At 32.4% G+C, this 22,155-nt stretch carries 19 protein-coding genes; 7 read left to right on the top strand and 12 right to left on the bottom strand.

Annotation, left to right across the window (positions count from 1 at the left end):
* Window positions 1-163: 163 nt before the first annotated feature.
* The gene (locus tag G7034_RS02190) at window positions 164-316 is read right to left on the bottom strand and encodes a hypothetical protein (protein ID WP_166399324.1); all 153 of its coding nucleotides are present in this window, start codon (window positions 314-316) and stop codon (window positions 164-166) included.
* 218 nt (window positions 317-534) lie between these two features.
* On the opposite strand from G7034_RS02190, the gene G7034_RS02185 reads away from it, so the two are divergent.
* Window positions 535-3,126, top strand: a complete 2,592-nt coding sequence (locus G7034_RS02185; protein WP_187349849.1) for a TonB-dependent receptor — start codon at window positions 535-537, stop codon at window positions 3,124-3,126.
* Between the two features lie 204 nt (window positions 3,127-3,330).
* On the opposite strand, the gene G7034_RS02180 is transcribed toward G7034_RS02185, so the two are convergent.
* From G7034_RS02180 to queA, 4 genes are all read right to left on the bottom strand, one after another.
* A complete protein-coding gene (locus G7034_RS02180; RefSeq protein WP_166399323.1) occupies window positions 3,331-4,677 on the bottom strand; it encodes an MBL fold metallo-hydrolase in 1,347 nt (448 codons plus the stop codon).
* Window positions 4,678-4,703: 26 nt separating this feature from the next.
* Complete coding sequence (locus G7034_RS02175; protein WP_166399322.1) at window positions 4,704-4,973, bottom strand: heavy-metal-associated domain-containing protein; 270 nt, start codon at window positions 4,971-4,973, stop codon at window positions 4,704-4,706.
* A gap of 13 nt (window positions 4,974-4,986) precedes the next feature.
* On the bottom strand, window positions 4,987-5,322 hold the full coding sequence (locus G7034_RS02170; RefSeq protein ID WP_246166718.1) for a rhodanese-like domain-containing protein: 336 nt from the start codon (window positions 5,320-5,322) through the stop codon (window positions 4,987-4,989).
* A 133-nt stretch (window positions 5,323-5,455) separates the two neighbouring features.
* On the bottom strand, window positions 5,456-6,505 hold the full coding sequence (gene queA, locus G7034_RS02165; protein ID WP_166399373.1) for a tRNA preQ1(34) S-adenosylmethionine ribosyltransferase-isomerase QueA: 1,050 nt from the start codon (window positions 6,503-6,505) through the stop codon (window positions 5,456-5,458).
* 168 nt (window positions 6,506-6,673) lie between these two features.
* On the opposite strand from queA, the gene G7034_RS02160 reads away from it, so the two are divergent.
* Window positions 6,674-7,648, top strand: coding sequence for a bile acid:sodium symporter family protein (locus G7034_RS02160; protein WP_166399321.1), 975 nt, complete (start codon window positions 6,674-6,676; stop codon window positions 7,646-7,648).
* Window positions 7,649-7,761: 113 nt separating this feature from the next.
* Here the strand turns inward: G7034_RS02160 and G7034_RS02155 are convergent, their stop codons facing one another.
* A complete protein-coding gene (locus tag G7034_RS02155; protein ID WP_166399320.1) occupies window positions 7,762-8,283 on the bottom strand; it encodes a DinB family protein in 522 nt (173 codons plus the stop codon).
* Complete coding sequence (locus G7034_RS02150; RefSeq protein ID WP_166399372.1) at window positions 8,283-9,476, bottom strand: proline dehydrogenase family protein; 1,194 nt, start codon at window positions 9,474-9,476, stop codon at window positions 8,283-8,285. Before G7034_RS02150 ends, G7034_RS02155 begins: the two co-directional genes overlap by 1 nt.
* Before the next feature lie 164 nt (window positions 9,477-9,640).
* On the opposite strand from G7034_RS02150, the gene aroB reads away from it, so the two are divergent.
* On the top strand, window positions 9,641-10,717 hold the full coding sequence (gene aroB, locus G7034_RS02145; RefSeq protein WP_166399319.1) for a 3-dehydroquinate synthase: 1,077 nt from the start codon (window positions 9,641-9,643) through the stop codon (window positions 10,715-10,717).
* Between the two features lie 65 nt (window positions 10,718-10,782).
* A complete protein-coding gene (locus tag G7034_RS02140; RefSeq protein WP_166399318.1) occupies window positions 10,783-11,433 on the top strand; it encodes a YggS family pyridoxal phosphate-dependent enzyme in 651 nt (216 codons plus the stop codon).
* Between the two features lie 197 nt (window positions 11,434-11,630).
* Here the strand turns inward: G7034_RS02140 and accD are convergent, their stop codons facing one another.
* From accD to tamL, 3 genes are read right to left on the bottom strand one after another with little or no spacing between them, the layout of a single operon-like run.
* The gene (gene accD, locus G7034_RS02135; protein WP_166399317.1) at window positions 11,631-12,488 is read right to left on the bottom strand and encodes an acetyl-CoA carboxylase, carboxyltransferase subunit beta; all 858 of its coding nucleotides are present in this window, start codon (window positions 12,486-12,488) and stop codon (window positions 11,631-11,633) included.
* Between the two features lie 21 nt (window positions 12,489-12,509).
* Window positions 12,510-13,577: a class II fructose-bisphosphate aldolase gene (gene fbaA / locus G7034_RS02130; protein WP_166399316.1), complete on the bottom strand. Its 1,068-nt coding sequence runs from the start codon at window positions 13,575-13,577 to the stop codon at window positions 12,510-12,512.
* Between the two features lie 54 nt (window positions 13,578-13,631).
* Complete coding sequence (tamL, locus tag G7034_RS02125; RefSeq protein ID WP_166399315.1) at window positions 13,632-16,199, bottom strand: translocation and assembly module lipoprotein TamL; 2,568 nt, start codon at window positions 16,197-16,199, stop codon at window positions 13,632-13,634.
* Window positions 16,200-16,224: 25 nt separating this feature from the next.
* Between tamL and G7034_RS02120 the strand changes: the two genes are divergently transcribed.
* The 3 genes from G7034_RS02120 (at window position 16,225) to G7034_RS02110 (ending at window position 19,315) form a co-directional block, all read left to right on the top strand.
* Entirely contained in the window at window positions 16,225-16,959 is a 735-nt protein-coding gene (locus tag G7034_RS02120) for a TrmH family RNA methyltransferase (protein WP_166399314.1), read from the top strand.
* Between the two features lie 324 nt (window positions 16,960-17,283).
* Window positions 17,284-17,919 carry a MarC family protein gene (locus G7034_RS02115; RefSeq protein WP_166399313.1) on the top strand — a complete coding sequence of 212 codons (636 nt, stop codon included), beginning with the start codon at window positions 17,284-17,286 and terminating at the stop codon, window positions 17,917-17,919.
* Between the two features lie 55 nt (window positions 17,920-17,974).
* On the top strand, window positions 17,975-19,315 hold the full coding sequence (locus G7034_RS02110; protein ID WP_166399312.1) for a hypothetical protein: 1,341 nt from the start codon (window positions 17,975-17,977) through the stop codon (window positions 19,313-19,315).
* A gap of 207 nt (window positions 19,316-19,522) precedes the next feature.
* Here G7034_RS02110 and G7034_RS02105 read toward each other — a convergent pair whose 3' ends face one another.
* A complete protein-coding gene (locus G7034_RS02105) occupies window positions 19,523-20,245 on the bottom strand; it encodes an SDR family oxidoreductase (protein ID WP_187349848.1) in 723 nt (240 codons plus the stop codon).
* A 489-nt stretch (window positions 20,246-20,734) separates the two neighbouring features.
* On the bottom strand, window positions 20,735-21,919 hold the full coding sequence (locus tag G7034_RS02100) for an IS110 family transposase (protein ID WP_166399234.1): 1,185 nt from the start codon (window positions 21,917-21,919) through the stop codon (window positions 20,735-20,737).
* Between the last annotated feature and the right edge of the window lie 236 nt (window positions 21,920-22,155).

Here is a 22,155-nt window from a genome sequence, read left to right as displayed (position 1 = left end):
CAGACCACTGAAATTGCTTAACATTGAAAGGCTTTGTTTTGCTTGTTTTACATTTAGTGCCATTTTTTAAAAAAACACTTGATTTATTTATTAATTAACTTTACGGTAACACAATTTAAGCCAAAATAAATGGACTTCTCATCAAATAATTCAATCCTTGAGTCTATTTTTTTTGGTTGATGCGATGCCTAAGTGAATTCTCTAATTCTAATTCAATTAAAGGGTTTTTAATGTTTTTTTCTAGACCAGATGAATTAAATAAATCACTCAATAAGCTATTCTTCTTTCCTTTAGTGAATTCGTAACTAAGACTCAAGTTACTAGATTTGTGTATTCTATTTTTAGCGATTTGATTGTTTATCCTTAATAAATAGCGACTTTTTAAGAAGTTTATGTATAGCTGTGATAAGTTCTTTTCATCTGAAAGTAACCTAGTGATCAGTTTACACAAAATTAAAATCAAAATAAAATTTAGCTAACCTAATTACTTTAATCTAAATCTACTTTTGAGATATAAAAATAAACATAAAAAAGATGAAAAATTATTTACTTATTTTAATGCTATTTGTAAGTAGTATTGTTTTTGCACAAGGAACGGTTACTGGTACTGTTGTTGATTCAGAAACGTCAATTCCACTCCCAGGAGCAAATATCGAAGTCGATGGCTCTAGCGATGGAACGACTACAAATTTTGATGGTGATTTTACCTTAAAGGTAAGCTCAACAACTGGTAAAATCAGAATTTCTTTTCTTGGTTTTACAACACGTGAGTTAAAATTCGATTTAACTTCTAATTCTTCAATCAATTTAGGTGAAATTGGACTGAAAGCTGGCAGTCAATTAGAAGAAGTGGTTGTTGTAGGTAGCGGAGTAATTGACTTAGCGAATACTAGAGCAACTCCAGTTGCAGTTTCAACTGTAACTAAAAGCACAATCCAACAAAGAGCTGTAGGAAATGTGGAAGTGCCTGAAATTATTAAATATACCCCATCTACCTATGTGTCTGGTCAAACAGGGTTTGGTGATTCTCAAATTTTTATGCGTGGATTTGATCAAACCAATATTGCTACTTTATTAAACGGACAACCTGTAAACGGTATGGAAGATGGTAGAGTTTATTGGTCTAATTGGGCAGGTATTGCCGATGTAGCAAATGCTGTTCAGGTTCAAAGAGGTTTAGGAGCTTCTAAATTAGCCATATCTTCTGTTGGTGGTACAATCAACCTTATTATGAAATCTTCAGAAAGAGAAAAAGGTGGATTTTTTAGAATGCTAGGGGGTAACGATAGTTACATGAAAGCAACAGCTTCTTATGATACTGGTGAAAATGAAAATGGATGGTCTTTCTCTTTTTTATTAGATCACTGGCAAGGTCATAGAAAATGGGCAAAAGGAACTTACGGTCAAGGACAAACTTATTTTTTATCTGCTGGATATAGACCTAATGATGACCATACATTTAATTTATTGTTAACAGGTGCGCCTCAATTACATGGTCAAAGATGGTCACAATCTCAAGAAGTTTTAGATGCAGACCCAAAGTTTAATCAACACTGGGGCTATACTGAGGATGGTATTGAATCGGAAAGACAGAATTTTTATCATAAACCAGTATTAAACTTTAACTGGGATTGGGACATTGATGAAAAAACTCAATTATCATCTGTTGCTTATGCCTCTTGGGGTAGAGGTGGAGGAACTGGACCAAGAGGTGATGGAAGAATCCGTACCGCCGATCCTGATGGCGACGGCCCATTATTTGGTCAATTAGATTATGCTGCAATTACAGCACAAAATCAACAAATAGGTGTTGGAGGTGATTATGGAGCTCCGCTTGGTGCAGGATACATTAGAAGAGGTTCTATGAATAATCACCAATGGTATGGCCTTGTTTCAACTCTTACTACTGATTTAAGCGAATCACTAGAATTTAGTGTTGGTTCTGATATTAGATTTTACACAGGTGATCACTTCAGACAAGTAATCGACTTTTATGGTCTTTCTGGATGGGGTAATGACAGACCTGATGGTGCAGTTGTAACAGAAAGATTTGATGCAACTCCTTGGGCAGCTTTATTTAACTTCGCAGATGAAGATGAAAGAATTGACTATGACTATTCTGAAGATATTAATTATCAAGGTTTATTCTCTCAAATTGAATACGATAAAGATGGTTTAACTGCTTACTTTCAGGGTGCATTATCTAATCAATCTTACCAAAGAGAAGGAAGATTTGACGATCCAGGTAAATCTGAAAAAGAGAATAAAATTGGATATAACTTAAAGGCTGGTTCTTCTTATGCTATAGGTAAAAATGTGAAGGCTTTCACAAACCTTGGTATTTATTCTAGACAACCATTCTTAGATAATATTTTCCAAAATATTAGAAGTTCAAATGCAATTTTTGAAAACCCATCTGTAGATAACGAAGAGATTACAGGATTAGAGCTTGGTTTTATTTTTGAAAATGATGATAAAAACTTTAGAGCGAATTTGAATTTTTATTACACCGATTGGGATAATAGAGTTATCTTAAATAATGGTATTGATGATAACGGAACTCCAGATGACCCAAGTGACGATATTGAGCTGAATATTTTCGACAGAGGAGTAAGACAATTACACAAAGGCTTTGAGTTTGATTTACAATACAGACCAATTAATGCAGTAACTTTTACTGGATTTATCTCTGGTGGAAACTGGCAGTTTAAAGATTCTTCTAATGTTTCTGTTTATAATGATGAAACAGGTGAACTTGTAGGTACAGAAAACGGTACGGATAGAGATGGTATAAAAGTACCTAATGCCCCTCAGTTTTCTGCAGGTTTAGGTATAAGAGCAACTCCATTTGAAGGTTTTTCTTTATATTACAATATCAATATGTATGATCAATTATGGAAAAATGATAGCAACTCTGTGCAAACTGAAAATGTGGGTACGCTTCCTGCTTATAGTATTTCAGATGCTGGTTTTAATTACGACTTTAATATTAGTGGTCAGAGTTTAACATTTACAGCTAATGTTTATAATTTGTTTGATAATGATGCTATTCAACAATCTGATAGATTTGGACTTATTATTTTAAATGGAACAACGTTTAATGCTGCATTAAGGTATAATTTCTAATTTGAAATTTAATTTAATTTAAAAACGAGACCTTAACAGGTCTCGTTTTTTTTATTTCAAACTTTCAACTTTTAACTAATTGGTCAAAGGAATGTATTTGTCTAAATTACATTTCACCCTTTAGTTATTGAAACTTGAGATTTTTCTGTTATTAAATTTCAATCTTATGAAATAGGTATTTTAAACTATTAGTTAGACTTTAAATTAAAACTCTTCAATAGCGGTGCTTAAATCATATACATCAGTATCATTTCCAATAATTGATTGAATAATACTAGTGCCTGCAGCACTTCGGTAACCCCCTGCGCAATGAACTATTACAGGCTTTGTGGTGTCGATGTTTTTAGCACTTTCTCTTAATTCATTTAGAGGGTGGTTTATTGCCGCCTCAAACTTAGGGTCATTATTATGTTCAGGTATATTTCTTATATCTATAATGGTGTATTTTTCTTGATTAGATTTGAAATCTTCAAGGTTTAGTTTTTCCTGCTTTTTTACTTCAGCGTTCTTAGCTAATACCACTACCGAAAGAATTTGAGATTCATAACCAATTTTAGCAATTCTACTCAATAAACGATTTCTGTCGGCGTAACTGCCTACAACAAGATAAAACTTTTCTTCTGGTTGCACAATGGCACCTAACCAAGTTTCAATTTTATCCTGCTGACTTCTTCCCATAATGTTGATGCTTCCAGGCAAATGACCTTTTTTAAATTCAGCTTCATCTCTAGCATCTACTACCAGGTAATCTTTTTCAACCGACTTTACATTTAATTGTGTTGGTACTTTTGCTTTTGACAACTCATAATTTTGTGCACCACGCTTGTTAATTTCTACATTATAGCCAAAATAGGAAGGAATAAAAGGTTGGTCACTTAAAATTTCTTTTACAAAATCTTCTTTGCTTTTAGCTAGAAAAGCCCAATTTCCTGTTCGTTCATTTCCTAAAGTTGAACTGGCAGCATCACTCATGTTTTTTCCACATAAGCTTCCAGCCCCATGAGCGGGATAAATTAGAACTTCGTCATCGTATCCATTAAATTTATTTTGAATAGTATGGTACATCATTTCTGCTAATTCTTTTCTTTTAGCAGTCATATTACCTGCTTTTTCGCGTAAATCTGGGCGACCAACATCACCTATAAAAAGAGTGTCACCTGTAAACATAGCTTGGTCTCCAGAACTTTCATCTTTTGCGTAAAAAGTGATGCCATCTGGTGAGTGTCCAGGGGTGTGAATACCTTTAATGCTCACTTTTCCTAACTGAAACTCATCGCCTTCATCAAAACTAGTATGCGGATAATCTGCACCTACCATTTTACTAACATAAATCGTTGCTCCAGTTTCTTTGTGAATTTGCAAATGTGAACTTACAAAGTCAGCATGAGGGTGTGTTTCAAACACAGCAACTATTTTCGCATTATGCTCTTCTGCCAATTGATAATAGGGAGACGGGTCTCGAGAGGGATCAACCAAAGCCATTTTTCCTTCGCTTATAATAGCGTAAGAATAATGGGCTAAAGCTTCGTCGTTATATTGTTTAATAATCATCGTATTTTTTTTTTAAGGTTACACTTTTATTCGCTCATTTTTCCTGTGGCACAGCTAATATAAGATTTGGCTTTACTTCCAAAGCTATTAGCTTCCCCTTCTACAGGATAGCCAATTTTTTTTAATCGTATTTTTACTTCTTCCATTAAGTAATTAGCTTGTAAATCAAAATTTACTTGGCTAAGTTCAACTTCAACATCCACCTTAGAAACTCCTTCTAAGTTTTCTAGTTGTTTGATAACGGTAGAAGCACATCCACCGCATTTTAAATTTTGTATAATAAGTGATTCTCTCATAGTTTTTATTGTTTTACCAATTCATGTAACCTCCTTCAAGGTCAATAATATGTTTAAAACCAAGTTTTTTCATTTTTTTGGCGGCTTTCTGACTTCTATTTCCGCTTCGGCAGTATAAATATACGGGTTTTTCTTTATCTAATTCATTAATTTTGGCTACAAATTCATTATCAAAATAATTGATATTTTTAGCGTGATAAATTTTTCCTTCCCTAAACTCCTCTGGTGTTCTTACATCAATTAGCGTTACATTAGTATTTTCTACATGATTTTTAAATTCTTTTTTGGAAAATATTTCAGATTTAGTCATTGTATTAGAGTCTTTTTTTAATTTATTGAATAAGCTCATTTTTTCAAACAAAAATAGTAATTATTCAGTATTTCAATTGTAACCAATGTTACTAAGCCCAGCTACTAATTGAAAGTAAAAAAAATCCTTAGTTTAAAAAAACTAAGGATTTTCAATAGAGGGATTAAACTGATTATAAAATCAGCATAGCATCTCCATAGGAATAAAATCTATATTTTTCTTTGATGGCTTCTTTGTATGCTTTTTCCATTAATTCATGGCCAGCAAAAGCAGATATCATCATTAAAAGAGTTGATTTAGGCATGTGGAAGTTAGTAACCATACAATTAGCTATACTAAAATCATAAGGAGGAAAAATAAATTTGTTTGTCCATCCTTCATATTCATGCAGTGTATGGTCTGCATTTACCGCCGATTCTAAAGTTCGCATTACTGTGGTGCCTACGGCACACACCTTTCTTTTTGTTTTTTTACCTTTATTTATAATTTGAGTAGCTTCTTCTTCAATAGATATTTCTTCACTATCCATTTTATGTTTGGATAAATCTTCAACTTCAACAGGGTTAAAGGTACCTAAACCAATGTGTAAAGTGACTTCAGCAAAGTTAACACCTTTAATTTCAAGACGTTTCATCAAATGCTTTGAAAAGTGAAGGCCAGCGGTAGGAGCGGCAACAGCTCCTTCTTGTTTAGCGTAGATAGTTTGGTAACGTTCTTCATCTTCCGGAATTACATCACGCTGGATGTACTTAGGCAATGGAGTTTCGCCAAGTTCTTTCAATTTTTTTCTAAATTCAGTGTAAGAACCATCAAACAAAAACCGAAGCGTTCTTCCTCTTGAAGTGGTATTGTCTATTACTTCTGCAACTAATTCTTCATTCTCTCCAAAATAAAGTTTATTACCAATTCTAATTTTTCTTGCTGGATCAACTAAAACATCCCAAAGGCGGGTATCTGCATTAAGCTCACGAAGTAAGAAAACTTCAATTCTAGCTCCTGTTTTTTCCTTATTTCCATAAAGACGCGCAGGAAAAACTTTGGTGTTATTAAAAACCATCACATCATCTTCATCAAAATATTCAATTAGGTCTTTAAACATTTTGTGCTCAATTGTACCTTCCTTTCTATTCAAGACCATAAGGCGAGACTCATCTCTGTTTTCGGCAGGATATTCGGCTAATAGTTCATCAGGTAGGTTAAAATCAAATTGTGATAATTTCATTCCCATAGTTCGTGTTTTAAAAGTTGGCAAATATACAATTATGAAACCCCCTTTGTCAAGTGATTAACGAGATTATTTTAGTTTAATTTAATATTCTGTTTAAAAAGGCTTTTTTAAAGAAAAGAAATTCTTTATTTTGTTGAACTATTTTAATCACTAAACTGAAAAATGCGAGCTTTTTTTGACCCATTTTTACTAGGTATATTAATTAGTGTTGCTCTTGCATTCAGCTTTCCGCATTGGGCGGTATGTTCTTCAGGTGAAGCTTTAGACCAAGTAGCTTCACTTGGAATTTCCCTTATTTTTTTCTTCTATGGGGTAAAACTAAATCCTAGCCAAATGAAAGCTGATTTAGGAAATTGGAAGTTGCATTTAACTGTACAGTCTGTAACTTTCCTTGTTTTTCCTTTACTTATACTTTTAGTTTATTTAATTATTCCAGTTGAAGACTACTTTAATCTTTGGTTAGGTTTTTTCTTTTTGGCTGTTTTACCTTCTACGGTATCTTCTTCTGTGGTCATGGTAGGTTTAGCTAAAGGAAATGTGCCTGCCGCAATTTTCAATGCAAGCATTTCAGGATTAATCGGGCTATTTGTTTCTCCGCTGTGGTTAAGTCTATTTATTTCTAGCGAAGAAACTTCATTTAATTTATCGCAAATCTATTATCAATTATTGCTTGAAATTTTACTTCCCGTAATTGTTGGGTTATTTCTGCATCAGTTTTTGGGGAGTTGGGCTAATCGAAATAAGTTTTTTTTAAGTTGGTTTGATAAAAGTATCATCTTGTTGATTATCTATAAAAGCTTTGCACGTTCTTTTGAAATGAATTTATTTTCTTCCATTAGTTTTCAACATTTAAGCGGAGTAGGAGTAGGTGTGCTAATTTTGTTTATAAGCATAAATTTTATTTCTAAAGCTATTTCAAAGTTTTTCAACTTTTCTATTAAAGACCAAATCACAACTGAATTCTGCGGAACAAAAAAATCACTTGTTCATGGAAGTGTTTTTGCCAAAATATTACTTCCCGCAAGTTTGCCATTAGGAATTATTCTTCTCCCCATTATGCTTTATCATGCTTTACAATTATTTGTAATTAGCTTTTTTGCTAATCGATATTCAAGAAGAGTAAATATGAACCAATAAAAAACTTGTTTAATTCCAATAATAATTTCGTTAGCTTGCGCATAAATCAAATACTAGCTTACTGCAAAACAATTTCTATCCAAGAGTTTAAAAAAAATGAATTGTAATAGGTGTTAAATTTTGTATTTTTCCTTAAATATGTTGATGTGATGTTTTTCATGCCCCATTAAAATAAATGGAATTGCTCTTACAGAAACAGGACCTTTACTAGCTTTTCCTAAGTTTTTTAATATTTCATTACTAAAGCCTTTATACAGTGAAATATTGGCTAATCTAAGACTTGAATATTCATCAAGTAATTGTTCTAAACTTTTTAAGTTGGCATACGAATTAGGGACATACGCGTCTTGGTCAAATCCTGGTAATTCTGTAAAATCTTTTCTTGCAATTCGAAGTGCTCGGTAGCAAAAAATACGTTCTGTATCAATAATATGTTGGAAAACTTCCTTTGGTGTCCATTTTCCTTCAGCATATTGATAATGAAGTTTTTCAACAGGTATGTTTTGGTAAAAGTGAAGATTTTTCTTGTGTTCTTCTTTAAAGCCTTGAATGAGTTCAGTTTCTTCATCAACTAAGTTTAAGTAAAGTTGGTAGTAGGAATCATATTCGTTTTTGGCAAGTGTTTTCTTTTTCATTATTCTACGCGTTTTACATATTGCCCATCTCTTCGTTGTTTTTCTTCTAATAAAAGCGCTAACTCTCTTCCTGCTTCTCCTTGTACAGAAGAATTTTCTTCAGCTCTTCTAATCAAATAAGGCACTACATCACGAATGGGACCAAAAGGAAGTAATTTTATAGCGTTAGAATTTTCAGCTCCAATATTATAGCTAATATGATCACTCATGCCGTATAATTGACCAAACCAAATTCGGTCATCATTTAACGAAACTCCTTTTTGTCCTAGTAATTGTAAAGCCATATAACTACTCACCTCGTTATGAGTACCGATAAACATGCAGATGTAATCTAAATTATCTAAGCAATAAGTCATTACTGCATTAAAATTTACATCAGTAGCTTCTTTATTTTCACAAATTGGTGTTGGGTACCCTTTTCTTTTAGCACGTTTATTCTCTTTTTCCATGTAGGCACCACGCACAATTTTGAAACCTAGTTTAAAACCTTCTTGTTTTGCTTTTTCGTATAAGTCTTTGGTGTAGGTTAAACGGTCCCAGCGATAGCATTGTAAGGTGTTGTATATAATCACTTTTTCTCGATTAAATTTTTTCATCATTTCTTCGCATAATCGGTCTGCAGCGTCTTGCATCCAAGATTCTTCAGCATCAATTAAAAGTTTGGTGTTGTGGTTGTAAGCGGCCTGGCAAACACGTTCAAATCTAGCTTTTATGCGTTCCCATTCTTGCTTTTCCTTATCAGAAAGTTCTTCGTTACAGCTTACTTTTTGCCATATTTTAAACCTTCCTAAGCCTGTAGGTTTAGCAACTGCAAAAGGAATTTCTTTAGCTTCACTAGCAAATTCAATAATTCTAATTTTATTATTAGCTGCTTTGTCAAAATCTTCTTCGGTTTCTTTTCCTTCTACCGAATAATCTAGTACCGAATGAACTTTCTTAGCATACATTAATTTTACTAATGGTAAACATTCTTCTTGAGATTCTCCTCCGCAAAACTGAGCAAAAATAGTTTTTCGAATAATCCACTCTACGGGTAACCTAAGTTTTAAAGATAAGTTAGTAAAAAAGGTAAGTAAAGGCACTAAAAAAGGAATACTCATTAATCTAAAAATGAAAATAGAACGCCTTAAATCAGAGTCAGATTTTAAAATAAAAGCCCGTTTGGTGTTGTTGAATATTTTAGTATCTATCATAGATGTACTCGTTAAATAGTGATTTTGTGAATGAGAATCATTAAAACTAATAATCTTCATTTTCGCTGGGCGAATTTATTCAAATATTTCCATAAATATATCACTACAAAAGCTATTTTTTTGCATCTAATTCCTTTAATTTTGTGTATTTAACATTAGATATTATGAATGAACGTATTAGTTTTGATAATTCAGAAATTATTGTTTCTCAAACTGCTGAAAATGAGTTGTCTAATTGGATTAACTCCATGGCTTATTCAAAGATTTTTATTTTGGTAGATGAGAACACTCACGTGCATTGCTTAACAAAATTTCTTAAAAATTTTCCAACAGAATTGCCTATTGAAGTGATAGAAATTCCCGCTGGTGAAGAAAATAAAACAATAACTACTTGTGTTCAAGTTTGGGAATCCTTAGCCGACTTAAAAGCCGACCGAAATTCGGTACTCATCAACTTAGGAGGTGGAGTAGTGACCGATTTAGGAGGGTTTATTGCTTCTACTTACCGAAGAGGAATTGATTTTTTTCATTTCCCTACTTCGTTACTCGCCATGGTTGATGCTGCAATTGGTGGGAAAAATGGTGTTGATTTAGGAAGTTTAAAAAATCAAGTTGGTGTTATTCAATTTCCAACGAAGGTATATGTCAATACCACTTATTTAAACACTCTTCCTCCAAAAGAAATGAAAAGTGGCTTGGCTGAAATGCTAAAACATGGGTTGATTAAGGGTTTAGCTTATTGGGAAAAATTTGAGCAAATGCATCAAATGAATATATCTGCCTTAGATGAGTTAATTCTTGAATCTATTCAAATTAAGTCTAGCATCGTCCAAAAAGACCCCAATGAAAATGGATTGAGAAAAACACTTAATTTTGGCCACACCCTTGGTCATGCTATTGAATCTCATTTCTTAAACCATCCACAAAAATACCTACTACACGGAGAAGCTATAGCTGTAGGAATGATTTTAGCTAGTTTTTTATCGGTTCAACTTAACCAATTTTCTGAAAACGATTTAAGTAGAATTTCAGCTCTTATTGGAAAGTATTTCACAAAAATAGAATTTACTTCTAAGGATATTTCTCAAATTATTGAATTAACAAAGTTCGACAAGAAGAATTTTGGTAATCAGGTTAACTTTGTCTTGCTTGACCAAATTGGTAAGTGTAAGATAGATTGTCAAGTTCCTGAATCGTTAATTAATGATGCTTTTAACTATTATGACAGTTTAAAGCTTTAAATTTTTGACAATTAATTTTTCAATTAAGTAAACTTCATTTACTTTGAACCAAAGGAAAAAATTTTATGGATATTGCAAAAAATATTGAATCGATTAAAGCAGAATTTACTTCTGATGTAACTTTAGTAGCTGTTTCTAAAACCAAGCCAATTCAAGATTTAATGGAAGCTTACGAAGCTGGACAGCGCATTTTTGGCGAAAATAAAATCCAGGAAATGACCAATAAGTGGGAAGCTTTGCCTAAAGATATTGAATGGCACATGGTTGGTCATGTTCAAACCAATAAGGTGAAATACATGGCGCCTTATGTAAAAATGATTCACGCAGTTCATAAAATGAAATTGTTGAAAGAGATTAATAAACAGGCTAAGAAAGAAAATCGTGTAATTGATTGTTTGCTTCAGATGAAAATTGCAGAAGAAGATTCTAAATATGGAATGACTAAAGAAGAAATAATTGAGTTTTTAGCTGATGAACAATTAAAAAATTACACGAATGTAAAACTAAGAGGCTTAATGGGAATGGCAACTTTTACAGATGATAAAGAACAAATTAAAAGAGAATTTACTCTACTTAAGAATTTATACGAACAGTTAAAATCATCGCATAATTTTGACGTGCTTTCTATGGGAATGACTGGCGATTATAAAATTGCAATAGAGCAGGGGAGTAGCATGATTAGAATTGGAAGTAAAATTTTTGGAGCCCGCGATTAACAATTTCATTTACTTAGATTTACTAAATTTAAAAACAACTTTTATTTCTAGTTAAGCTTTAGAGCAAAAAGAAAATTTGTTAGTTCGCGTGTTATTTTGTTCGTAAAACCGAAAAAACTCCCGTTAAGCTTAGCTAATAATAAAAAGAGCCAACAAGTAATTTTGTTGGCTCTTTTTATGGTTTTAATATAGTTTAATTATGCCCTTACCGGTTGATTCATAATCAAATCGATGTACAAATTAATTTTATTTTTCAATTCCTTTCTATGTGATATGAAATCTAAAAAGCCATGTTCTTTTAAAAATTCGGAAGATTGGAAGCCATCAGGTAAATCTTTTCCGGTGGTATCTTTTACCACTCGTGGTCCTGCAAAACCAATTAATGCGCCAGGTTCTGCAATATTAATATCTCCAAGCATAGCAAATGAAGCCGTAGTTCCACCTGTAGTTGGGTCTGTACATAAGGAGATATAAGGCAACTTAGCCTCTGCAAGTTGAGTTAATTTCACAGAGGTTTTGGCTAACTGCATGAGTGATAAAGCTGCTTCCATCATTCTAGCCCCCCCCGACTTAGATATAATGACTAAAGGAAGTTTGTGTTTAATTGAATAATCTACAGCTCTTCCTATTTTTTCGCCAACTACCGATCCCATAGAGCCACCAATGAACGAAAAATCCATGGCTGCTACAACTAACTTGTTTCCTTTAGAGTTGCCTACACCCACGCGAATAGCATCTTTCAAATTAGTTTTTTTCTGAACCTGTTTAAGGCGGTCTTTGTACTTTTTTGTATCTTCAAACTTAAGCGGATCTTTTGAGGTTAGATGCGCATCAATCTCTTCAAACTTAGCCTCATCAAATAAAATTTCAAAGTATTCTTTACTTCCAATTCTTACGTGATAATCGTCTTCTGGACTAACATAGTAGTTTTTTGCCAGTTGTTCAGCATCAATTATTTTTCCCGTAGGAGATTTATACCACAATCCTTTAGGAGTGTCTTTTTTCTCTTCTGTGCTAGTTTGAATACCTTTTTTCTTTCGCTTAAACCAAGCCATAATAAAATATTTAAATGAGTATTAAAGGGTATTTACATTGTTTAAATCCTTGAACGCTTGTTTTAGGCGATTTTTAAAAGTAAGCTCGCCTTCTCGCAACCATTTTCTAGGATCGTAGTATTTTTTATTAGGAACATCAGCACCTTCAGGGTTCCCTATTTGAGATGATAAGTAATCAATTTTACTAGTCATATAATCTCTAATTCCTTCGTTAAAGGCATATTGTAAATCGGTATCAATGTTCATTTTAATGACTCCATAGCCAATAGATTCTTTAATTTCTTCATTGGTAGAACCACTTCCACCATGGAAAACAAAATCGATGTGATTTTCAGCAACACCATATTTTTCTGAAATATAAGCTTGAGAATCACGTAAAATAGTAGGTGTTAATTTTACATTTCCAGGTTTATAAACTCCATGAACATTTCCAAAGGCTGCTGCAATGGTAAATTGGTCACTTACTTTACTCAGTTCTTCGTAGGCATAGGCAACTTCTTCAGGTTGTGTATATAATTTAGAAACATCAACGTCTGTATTATCAACGCCATCTTCTTCGCCGCCAGTTACTCCTAGTTCAATTTCTAAGGTCATTTCCATTTTAGCCATTCTAGCTAAGTAGATTTTACAGAGGTCTATATTTTCTTCAATAGGCTCTTCAGAAAGGTCGATCATGTGTGAGCTGTAAAGCGGTTTACCATGTATTTTATAAAAAGCTTCACCTGCGTCTAAAAGTCCATCAATCCAAGGTAATAATTTTTTAGCGCAATGATCGGTATGCAGGATTACTGTTACACCATAAGCTTCAGCTAGGTCGTGAACATGTTTTGCACCAGTTACAGCCCCTAAAATTGCAGCTTTTTCGTTTTCATTTGGAAGTCCTTTACCAGCATTAAACTGAGCCCCTCCGTTAGAAAACTGAATAATTACAGGCGAATTTAATTCAGCTGCGGTCTCCATTACTGCGTTGATTGAGTTAGAACCAATCACATTTACAGCGGGTAAGGCATAGCCGTTTTCTTTAGCGTGTTTAAAAATTGCTTGAACTTCTTTTCCGGTGGCTACACCAGGTTTAATATTATGACTCATAAGTAGTTGTTTTCAGATTTAAAATAAAGGTCAAATGTAATAAAATTTAATTGTTTAAAAAGGATAGTTAATTCCAAAATTGTAAACGGCATGGCTAAAATTGTAATTATTCAACCAATCACCTCCTTGCGGATTAGGTTCAAAAGTTTTAAAACCAACATCTACTCGAATTACAAAAAAGCTTAAATCGTAGCGAATACCAAATCCAGATCCTATGGCTAAATCACCTAGACTTTCAATCCCCTGAAAGATAGCATTTTCATCGGTCACATTATCCATAACATTCCATATATTTCCTGCATCTACAAATAGAGCAGCATTCCACGAGCCAAAAAGGTTAAAACGGTATTCGGCATTAAGTGCTATTTTAAAATTAGCTTCATTAAAGTCGTTTACCCCACCCGTTTTTCCTGGACCTAAATCGTATGGTTGCCAACCTCTGTTATCGTTGGGACCGCCAGCAAAGAAACTTCGAATAAAAGGAATAGAATTAGCATTTCCATAAGGAATAGCAATGCCGGTGTAAGCCCGAGTAGCAATCACTCGCTTTTTATCAATATCCCACTGTTTTATAAAACTTAATTCAGTTTTTGCATATTGCGAAAATTGAACGCCAAATAAATCGTAGTTGTTATTATCATTGCTTTCTAAACCAAGTGGAGAGGCTAAACCTGCAAGTAAATTTCCTGCTAATTCTGCTTTTCCTCTAAATTGAAAGTAAGCTTGGTCTTCTATGTTTAATCGATCAGAATAATTATAAACAAAATTGGAAGCAATAATAAGGTTGTTTTCTGTTAAACGTTCTTGGCGTTCAATAATTGAAGAAGCCAATTGGTTTTCTTCATCGTTTAAAGGAACATTAGTTGATTGAAGTTCATTGATAAAGGCATCAGTACCTTGAGGAATAATAAGTTTTGTAGGCTCTCCTTCTTGATTTGTTTCAAATAAACTAGGCTCTAAAAACTCCTGATAATTCAAAGCTAAATTATTTAGTTGATTAAATGAATTACCAAATACATTGAAGTAATTATTTAAATTTAGGTTATTTACAAATTGAACATTGAGTAAATCTAATTGATGAGAAATTCTTTTTTTAGGTTGCCAAGCATAAGAAAAGCTTCCCGTAAAGTTTCTTCGGTCTAAACCAATATTTTGTTGCGAACTAAAACCGATGTTTAAGGAAGTAAAAGGCGACATATCATTGGCTATTAGTCGATCTGTTTTAATAGGAAAAGCAATTTTTGGCCAACTTAATCTTGCATTGGCTCCTATTTCATTAACATTAAAAAACTGATTGCTAGAACTAGCAGCATCACTTGAAGAACCAATAATTCCTCTTCCAGAAATCTCCAAAATTTCAGCACCTTTAAACACATTTCTAACCAACAAAGAAGTATTAAACCCTAAACCAAAATCTACAATATTACTTTGTGAAACATCATTACTGATGGAAAATCCAAATTTTTCTCTGGGTGTTAAATATACGTTTGCAATCATACTCTCTCCCGTTTTGTCTCTTGGGTCATCTTGGTATTGAATGTTGGGGTATTTAAACACACGCATATCTGAAAAACGCTCAAAAGTTTGAGTACGCTGCTTTTCGCTAAAGAGTTGATTTTCTTTAATAAAAACCGCATCTGTCAAGACTTTAGGTTTATATTCTAGTTTCCCAAAGGAATAAACTTGATAACCTTTATAATGCACACTATCGGAAACAATAGCGTTTTTATTGTCTATCGAGTAATTAGTAAAAATATTAACTTCACTTATTTTTTTCAATTGATAGCCTTGAGCTAAAGAATCTGGCAGTTGTTTGTTTTTAGCCAAATCTTCAATGCGCAAGCTTATATTTACTTTTCCGTCTGTATCAATGGTGTCTGCGGTAAATTTGATGTGCTCTCGTTTAAAGTTAAAGATTCCATTATTTCTCATTAAGCGAGTAATTCTTTCTCGTTCAACATCAAAGTCTTCAGTTTTAAATTGTTTTCCTATTTTTATAGAAGAAAAACTTGTATTGGCTTGATAAATAGAATCTACCACATGCGAATCTATGGAGGCCGTTAAGCTATCAATCATAAAAGCATTTCCTGGACGAATAAAGTAATCTATACGCGCTGTTCGCTTTGATGAATCTTTTTTAACTTCATGACTAATTTTAGCATTAAACCAACCATTATTCCAATACCAAGCTTTTACATTGTTTTTAGTAGCTTCAATTTTTTCTTTTTCTAGTATGGCTGGCTTTTCGCCTAAATCTTGTATTCGTTCGTTAAGTTTTATGTATGAATTTTTTAAATTAACGACTTGCTTTTTAGAAAGCAAATTTACCATTCGTTTTGGTCGCCTAGGCTTTTTATAAAACCAATGCTCAAATAAGGTATCTGGTTTTTGTTTAGCAAGGTTATAAATATGCAACTTTAAAGGGGTGCCAAAAGTTTTTGTATTAGGTTCTAATTTTAGTGTATTTCTGAACTTTCTGGGGCGAATAGAATTTTCATCCTCCTCAAAATGATGTTCAGTTAATAAAAATTCATCTTCATTAAAATGCTTAGTGGCATTACATGAAACAAGAAGAATGATTATTACAATTATAAATGATATTTTTGCTAAAAATTTTTCCAAGTAACTTATACCAAATTTTAAAATTATGCTCAGCAAGAACCAAATTAAGTTAATTACTAATTTGCAAAAAAAGAAATTTAGATATAAAAATCAACTTTTTGTTGCCGAGGGCGTAAAAGTAATCAAAGAATTTTTAAAAAGTAAGTTTGAATTATACGCATTATATTCAACTACCGATATTTTTATTCAACAAACTTCTAATTGTAGCTTTATAACTGAAGAAGAATTAAAAAAAATAAGTAATTTAACTACTCCACAAGTAGCTTTAGCGGTTTTCAAAATTCCCCAGGCATTTACGCTCAATTCTTCTGGAATTAGTCTTGTCTTAGATGGAATTAGAGACCCTGGTAATCTAGGAACAATTATTAGGCAGTGTGATTGGTTTGGTATTAAACAATTGGTCTGTTCTTTAGATACGGTTGATGCTTTCAACCCTAAAGTAGTTCAAGCTAGTATGGGTTCGTTAACTAGGGTCGAGGTAATCTACACCCAACTCGAGGAATTCCTTTGCGAGGAAAAACGTCTAAAACTAGGAGCTTTTATGGATGGCTGCTCTATTTATAATACAGACTACAATGCTAAAGATGTTGTTCTAGTCTTAGGAAACGAAGCTAATGGAATTAGACCCTCAGTTGAAAGCCTCATTGATCTTAAAGTAAGCATACCTCAATATGGTAAAATTCAGGATACTGAAAGTTTAAACGTTGCCATGGCTGGAGCTATTTTAACAAGTGAAATTAAACGTAAAAGTTTTTTGTAAGTTTAATTTTTAACAACTAGATTATTATAGGCCATATTAATAAAGCGAAATTACTTTTTACAAGATGAGGCTGTTAGTCATTTACATCCCGAAAGTGTACACAAATTAAGAGCAAGGGTATATAGTAGAAAATGAACGAGCTAAATAGCCTAATTTGATTCTTACATTGATTTTATAATTTTACTAAAGCTAAAATATCTTGCCTTCTTTTTCACTGATCAAGGCTCTTGTGAAATGTAAAAAAAACTTTCTTTTTACATTTTCTACTTTCAAAATAAGCTAGTATTTTTGCGCACTTTTAATTTTCTGTTTAAGCAATTCTAAATGAATGAACTAATTACTTTTGGCGTTTTGTGTTTTACCACATTTTTTACCATTATCAATCCCTTAGGAGTAATGCCAATCTTTATGACTATGACTAAAGATTTGGATAAACAAGACCGAAATTTAACTGCAAAAAAAGCTATTTTAACTTCGTTTATTACCTTGGTTATTTTTGCATTTTCTGGTCAGGTTTTATTTAATTTTTTTGGTATTTCTGTCAATTCTTTTCGAGTAGTTGGAGGAATTATTTTTTTCTTAATGGGAATGGATATGCTTCAAGCAAGACTTGGTACCGTAAAAGTAAAACAGGAAGAAATAAAAACTTATGTTTCTGATATTTCAATTACTCCTTTAGCTATACCTATGATTACAGGACCGGGTGCAATTACTAACGCAATTGTAATGATGGAAGATGCTCAGGATGTAGAGTTTAAGTTAGTTCTACTTGGCGCAATTTTAGCGGTATTTGCGATTACTTTAATCATACTTTTAAGTGCTTCTAAAATAATAAAAATTCTGGGTCAAACTGGAAATAATGTATTAATGCGTCTTATGGGGCTAATTGTAATGGTAATAGCTATTGAATTTTTCTTATCAGGTTTCAAACCTATTTTTCAAGATATCATTGCAGGGTAACTTTTGTTACGGATAAAATGAAATGTTTTTTTCAATTTTGCCAAAATTGCATCAATTGAAAAACACCTTATACTTTTTATTTATAGTTTTTACTTTAAGTTTAAATGCCCAAAAAAATAAACAACAGGAGGCTAAATGGCATTTTATAAAGCAGGCTAGCCTAGAAGGAGAATTCAGGAATTTTTTTATGCACACCAACAATAGCGAAAGCCTTTCTGATTATTACACTAATGCATCAGGCCTTAAACTAAAATTAAATTCAGGAAGATGGAAAGGTTTGGATTTAGCTGTTGGAGGGAGATATATAACAAAAACTTTTTCCTCTGTTATTGCTGAAAAAGACCAAGAAACAGGGCAATTTACCAAGTGGGAATATGAACTTTACGACGTACTTAATAGAAATAACTTTAATTTTTTCCTTTTAGAAGAATTCTACCTGAATTATCAATCTAAAAAAACATCAATTAGGTTAGGAAATATGCTTGTTGAAACACCTATGTTTAGCATAAGCGATGGTAGAATGCGACCTTTTATTTACCGAGGCTTAAACACCGCTTATGCTATAAATTCTAAGCATCAAATAAAATTTTGGTGGCTTACTCACACTTTGGTACGCTCTACGACCAACTGGTTTAACAATAACGAGGCAATTGGTTTAATTACCAATGGTTTCCAACCTAATGGTCAGGTGGCAGATTATCAAAACCAATATAACAGCAGAGGATCTGGGATATTTAATTATAATTTTCAACATAATCAATGGTGTATTGATTACTATCAATTTCATTTAGATGATATCATGACTATGAGTTTTGCCGAAATTCGTAAAACATTAGGAAAGTTTAATTTAGGTATGCAATACACTTATCAACATCCACTAAAAACTAATCGTAAGTTAGCTTATGTTCATCGCTACATTCAACCTGACGAACGTCCTCAAGTAATTAGTACACGAATTAGGTATGCCAATTCAACCTATAGCATAACAGGAGCTTATTCTTATTCGTTGGCAACAGGTAGAATGTTGTTTCCTAAGGAATTAGGAAGAGATTGGTACTATACTTCAACCGCAAGGTCTAGAATGGAAGGTTTGGGAGACGCCCATAATTTTTTATTGAAAGGAGAATATTTTATTCCCAAGAGTAAGCTCTATTTTGCAGTTGAATATATTCAGATGCTTGGTCCCGAAATTGATAACTTTCATTTGAACAAATATAATATTGACGAATATTGGCAAGTAAACGCACGTGTACGTTATGATGCCAATTTTTTAAAAGGTGTGAATTTTGATTTACTTTATGTCTTTAAAGAAAATCTAAATAATAATGACCCAATAAATGTATTTAATAGAAGCGATTATAATCAATTTAATTTAGTTACCAATATATATTTTTAGGATTAATCTTGCTTTGAACTAAAGAAAATTAGATTGATTACATACTTTTATAAATTAGTTAAAACCATTATTTTTTCAATAACTAATCAAATGGAAACGAACTAAATAAAAAGCGATTTCTAAAGAATTTGATAAAAAAAGGTTTGACTATATTTCATCAAAGTTAAAAATCACTTTTCAATTTATTATACTCTATTCTTGTGATGATTATTTTTTGTCAGGTCTTGCGGGTCTAATTTCAACCTTACTAGGTAAAGATCTTTTATTCATTTGAAACATATCTACCACAAGTTTTCCTAGGTCTTCTGGCTGAATTTTCCAAGCGTCAGATGCATCTGGAGTGTGCTCGTTAAAATGAGAAGTTACAGAGCCTGGCATGATTGTAGCTACGCTCACTCCATGTTCTCTCAGGTCTAACATTACAGCTTGTGTAAACCCGGTTACTCCAAATTTACTTGCATTGTAAGCACTTCCTTTAGCAAAAAAGTTAGTTCCTGCTAAACTAGAAATGCTGATAAAATATCCTTCTGTTTTTATAAGCTCATCTACCGCAGCCTTAATAGAATAAAAAACACCAGTTAAATTAGTATCAATTACTTCATTCCACTGATTTTCTGTTAAGTCAATAATACTTTCAAATTGCCCTAAACCTGCATTAGCAATCAAAAAATCAAGTTGACCAAATTCCTTCACAATCTGTTTAACAGATTCCTGCTGATCTTCCAAATGCCTAACATCAGATTTTACACCGATGGCTTTTGCTTCTGAATATTTATTGTTTAGTTTTTCTGCAGCTAAGTCAGCTGAAGTCTTTGATCTACTAGTAATGGCAACATTTACTCCTACTTGCATAAGTGATTCTGCAATTCCAAACCCAATTCCTTTACTTCCCCCTGTTATTAAAGCTACTTTTCCTTTTATATTTTGCATATTTTTAATTTTTTTTTCAAATTTAGTTGATGTGGTATTGATTAGGTTAAGTTTTAAAAAGTTTTAACCTTCAATATTTAGATTCCTATTGAATTATAAAAAATAATTCAAAATACAATGACATTAATTAAAATTCAAAATCATAAATGAAATCAATAGCCCCCATCTTCAGATGGGGGGAATAAGATAATGCATTGTGCACGGGCTTTAGCCCAATTCTTTGTTGTTTTTGTTTTCTGATGTTGCTGGTTAAAAATTTTAGCTAAATCCTATTTGTTGGATTGGTGTTGTGAATGGGATAAATCCCATTCCTATTGCTTGTTCAAATTTTAAAGATTTGAAACGGAATTCAAAATGAAAAGTAGGATTTGACTTAAACCAAAAAAATAAAACACATTTTTAAAAACGGATTAAACATTATTTACTTGTATGGTTTTTTGCGTTAGGGATGGAAGTGAAAAGGTACTATCTTTAAATCCAAACATTTTTTTAATTTTCAACCATAATTTTTTTATCTTTGATTTTACCGAGAGGAAGCATACTTTGATCACTCACTGGATGTTTACCTTGTATAGCCAAACTTTTTGTTTGGCTATTTTTTTCGCCTCTTTCAGAGGCGTACCGAGAGGAAAGCTCCTTCTCCTCCTCTTGGATATTTTTATTTCCTTTATTTTGATAATTAATATCAAAGGGTTCGTTTTTTTTCCACAAGTAATAAATTGTTAACAATAATTTTTTTTGAACAGCGACAATACCTTTCATTTTGATGCCTGTTCTTTCATAAACTCTAAGGTAAAGGTTCTTAAAAACTGTCCCTTCTGAACCTATTGCTATTAACGATGGCATGTGTAAAATTCGTCTAATCCTTGAGTTTCCCTTTTTCGATATTTTTGTCTTGCCTTTATGAGAACCTGATTGATTTTCTACAACATCATACCCAGAATAACTCACTAGTTGCTTGTAATTTTTAAACAGATTAAATCCATTTGTTTCTGCTATAACAGTAGCTACAGAAAGTATTGATAATCCTCTAACTGTGCAAATATTCTCTACTTTTAATTTTAGCTCCTCATCACTTTTTATGACTTCTTCGATAGCAATTTCTGTCTTTGTTTTTTGCTTTTCTAAGAAACGTATATGGCTTTTCATTTGCTTAATCACATGCTTGTTTGATAAAGCTGATTGTTCTTCTGCATGTAGCTTATTCTTTTCTACCGTAATCGATTCCTGAATGGATTGATACTGTCGTGTTAAAGACCTTAGGCTTACAAAAACATCTTTAGGTCTAATCCATTGAGATAAATTTTGTTCTGCCCCCATTTGTGCCAAACCTTTAGCGTCTATTTTATCATTCTTACTTTTTAAGCCAATAGATTGTAAATACTTTTTTGCTTTGTTTGGTAAAATAATAGAAACTCTATACCCTGCATCATCTAGATAATAAGCAAGTTCTTCGTGATAAACACCAGTAGCTTCTAAGCTAACAACTATTGGAATAGACTCTTTTTTTGTCCATTTATCAATCCATTTTACTAGCTTTAAAAAGCCTGCTTTTGAATTAGAAACACTACAAGAAGACTTAACCTTCACGCTTTGATTACAGTCTATCGTGCTTATACAAGCATCTACTTTTTTACTTGACACATCAAGACCTACTGAAAATTTTAAATTCATAATAAAAGTATTTTTTGCGTAATAATCATTAAAATTTTTCTCTAAGACTTTGCTCATGTAATACAATATCTATAACTAAATTATAGTATTTAGGTACTATTGAATCTTTAAGAAAAAGACTAGGATAGATTTGCCTTTATCAGCATTATCAATCAATGATTGTAACTAGCCCGCAAACAATTTGCTACCCTAGCTTTAATGATTTAACTGTTTAAAAATACAAAGATATGAGCCCG

This window comes from Psychroflexus maritimus (genome assembly GCF_011089875.1).
Taxonomy (GTDB): Bacteria; Bacteroidota; Bacteroidia; order Flavobacteriales; family Flavobacteriaceae; genus Psychroflexus; species Psychroflexus maritimus.
The sequence above is the reverse complement of the archived record's forward strand: the minus strand, read 5'-3'. Positions and strand labels throughout refer to the sequence as shown.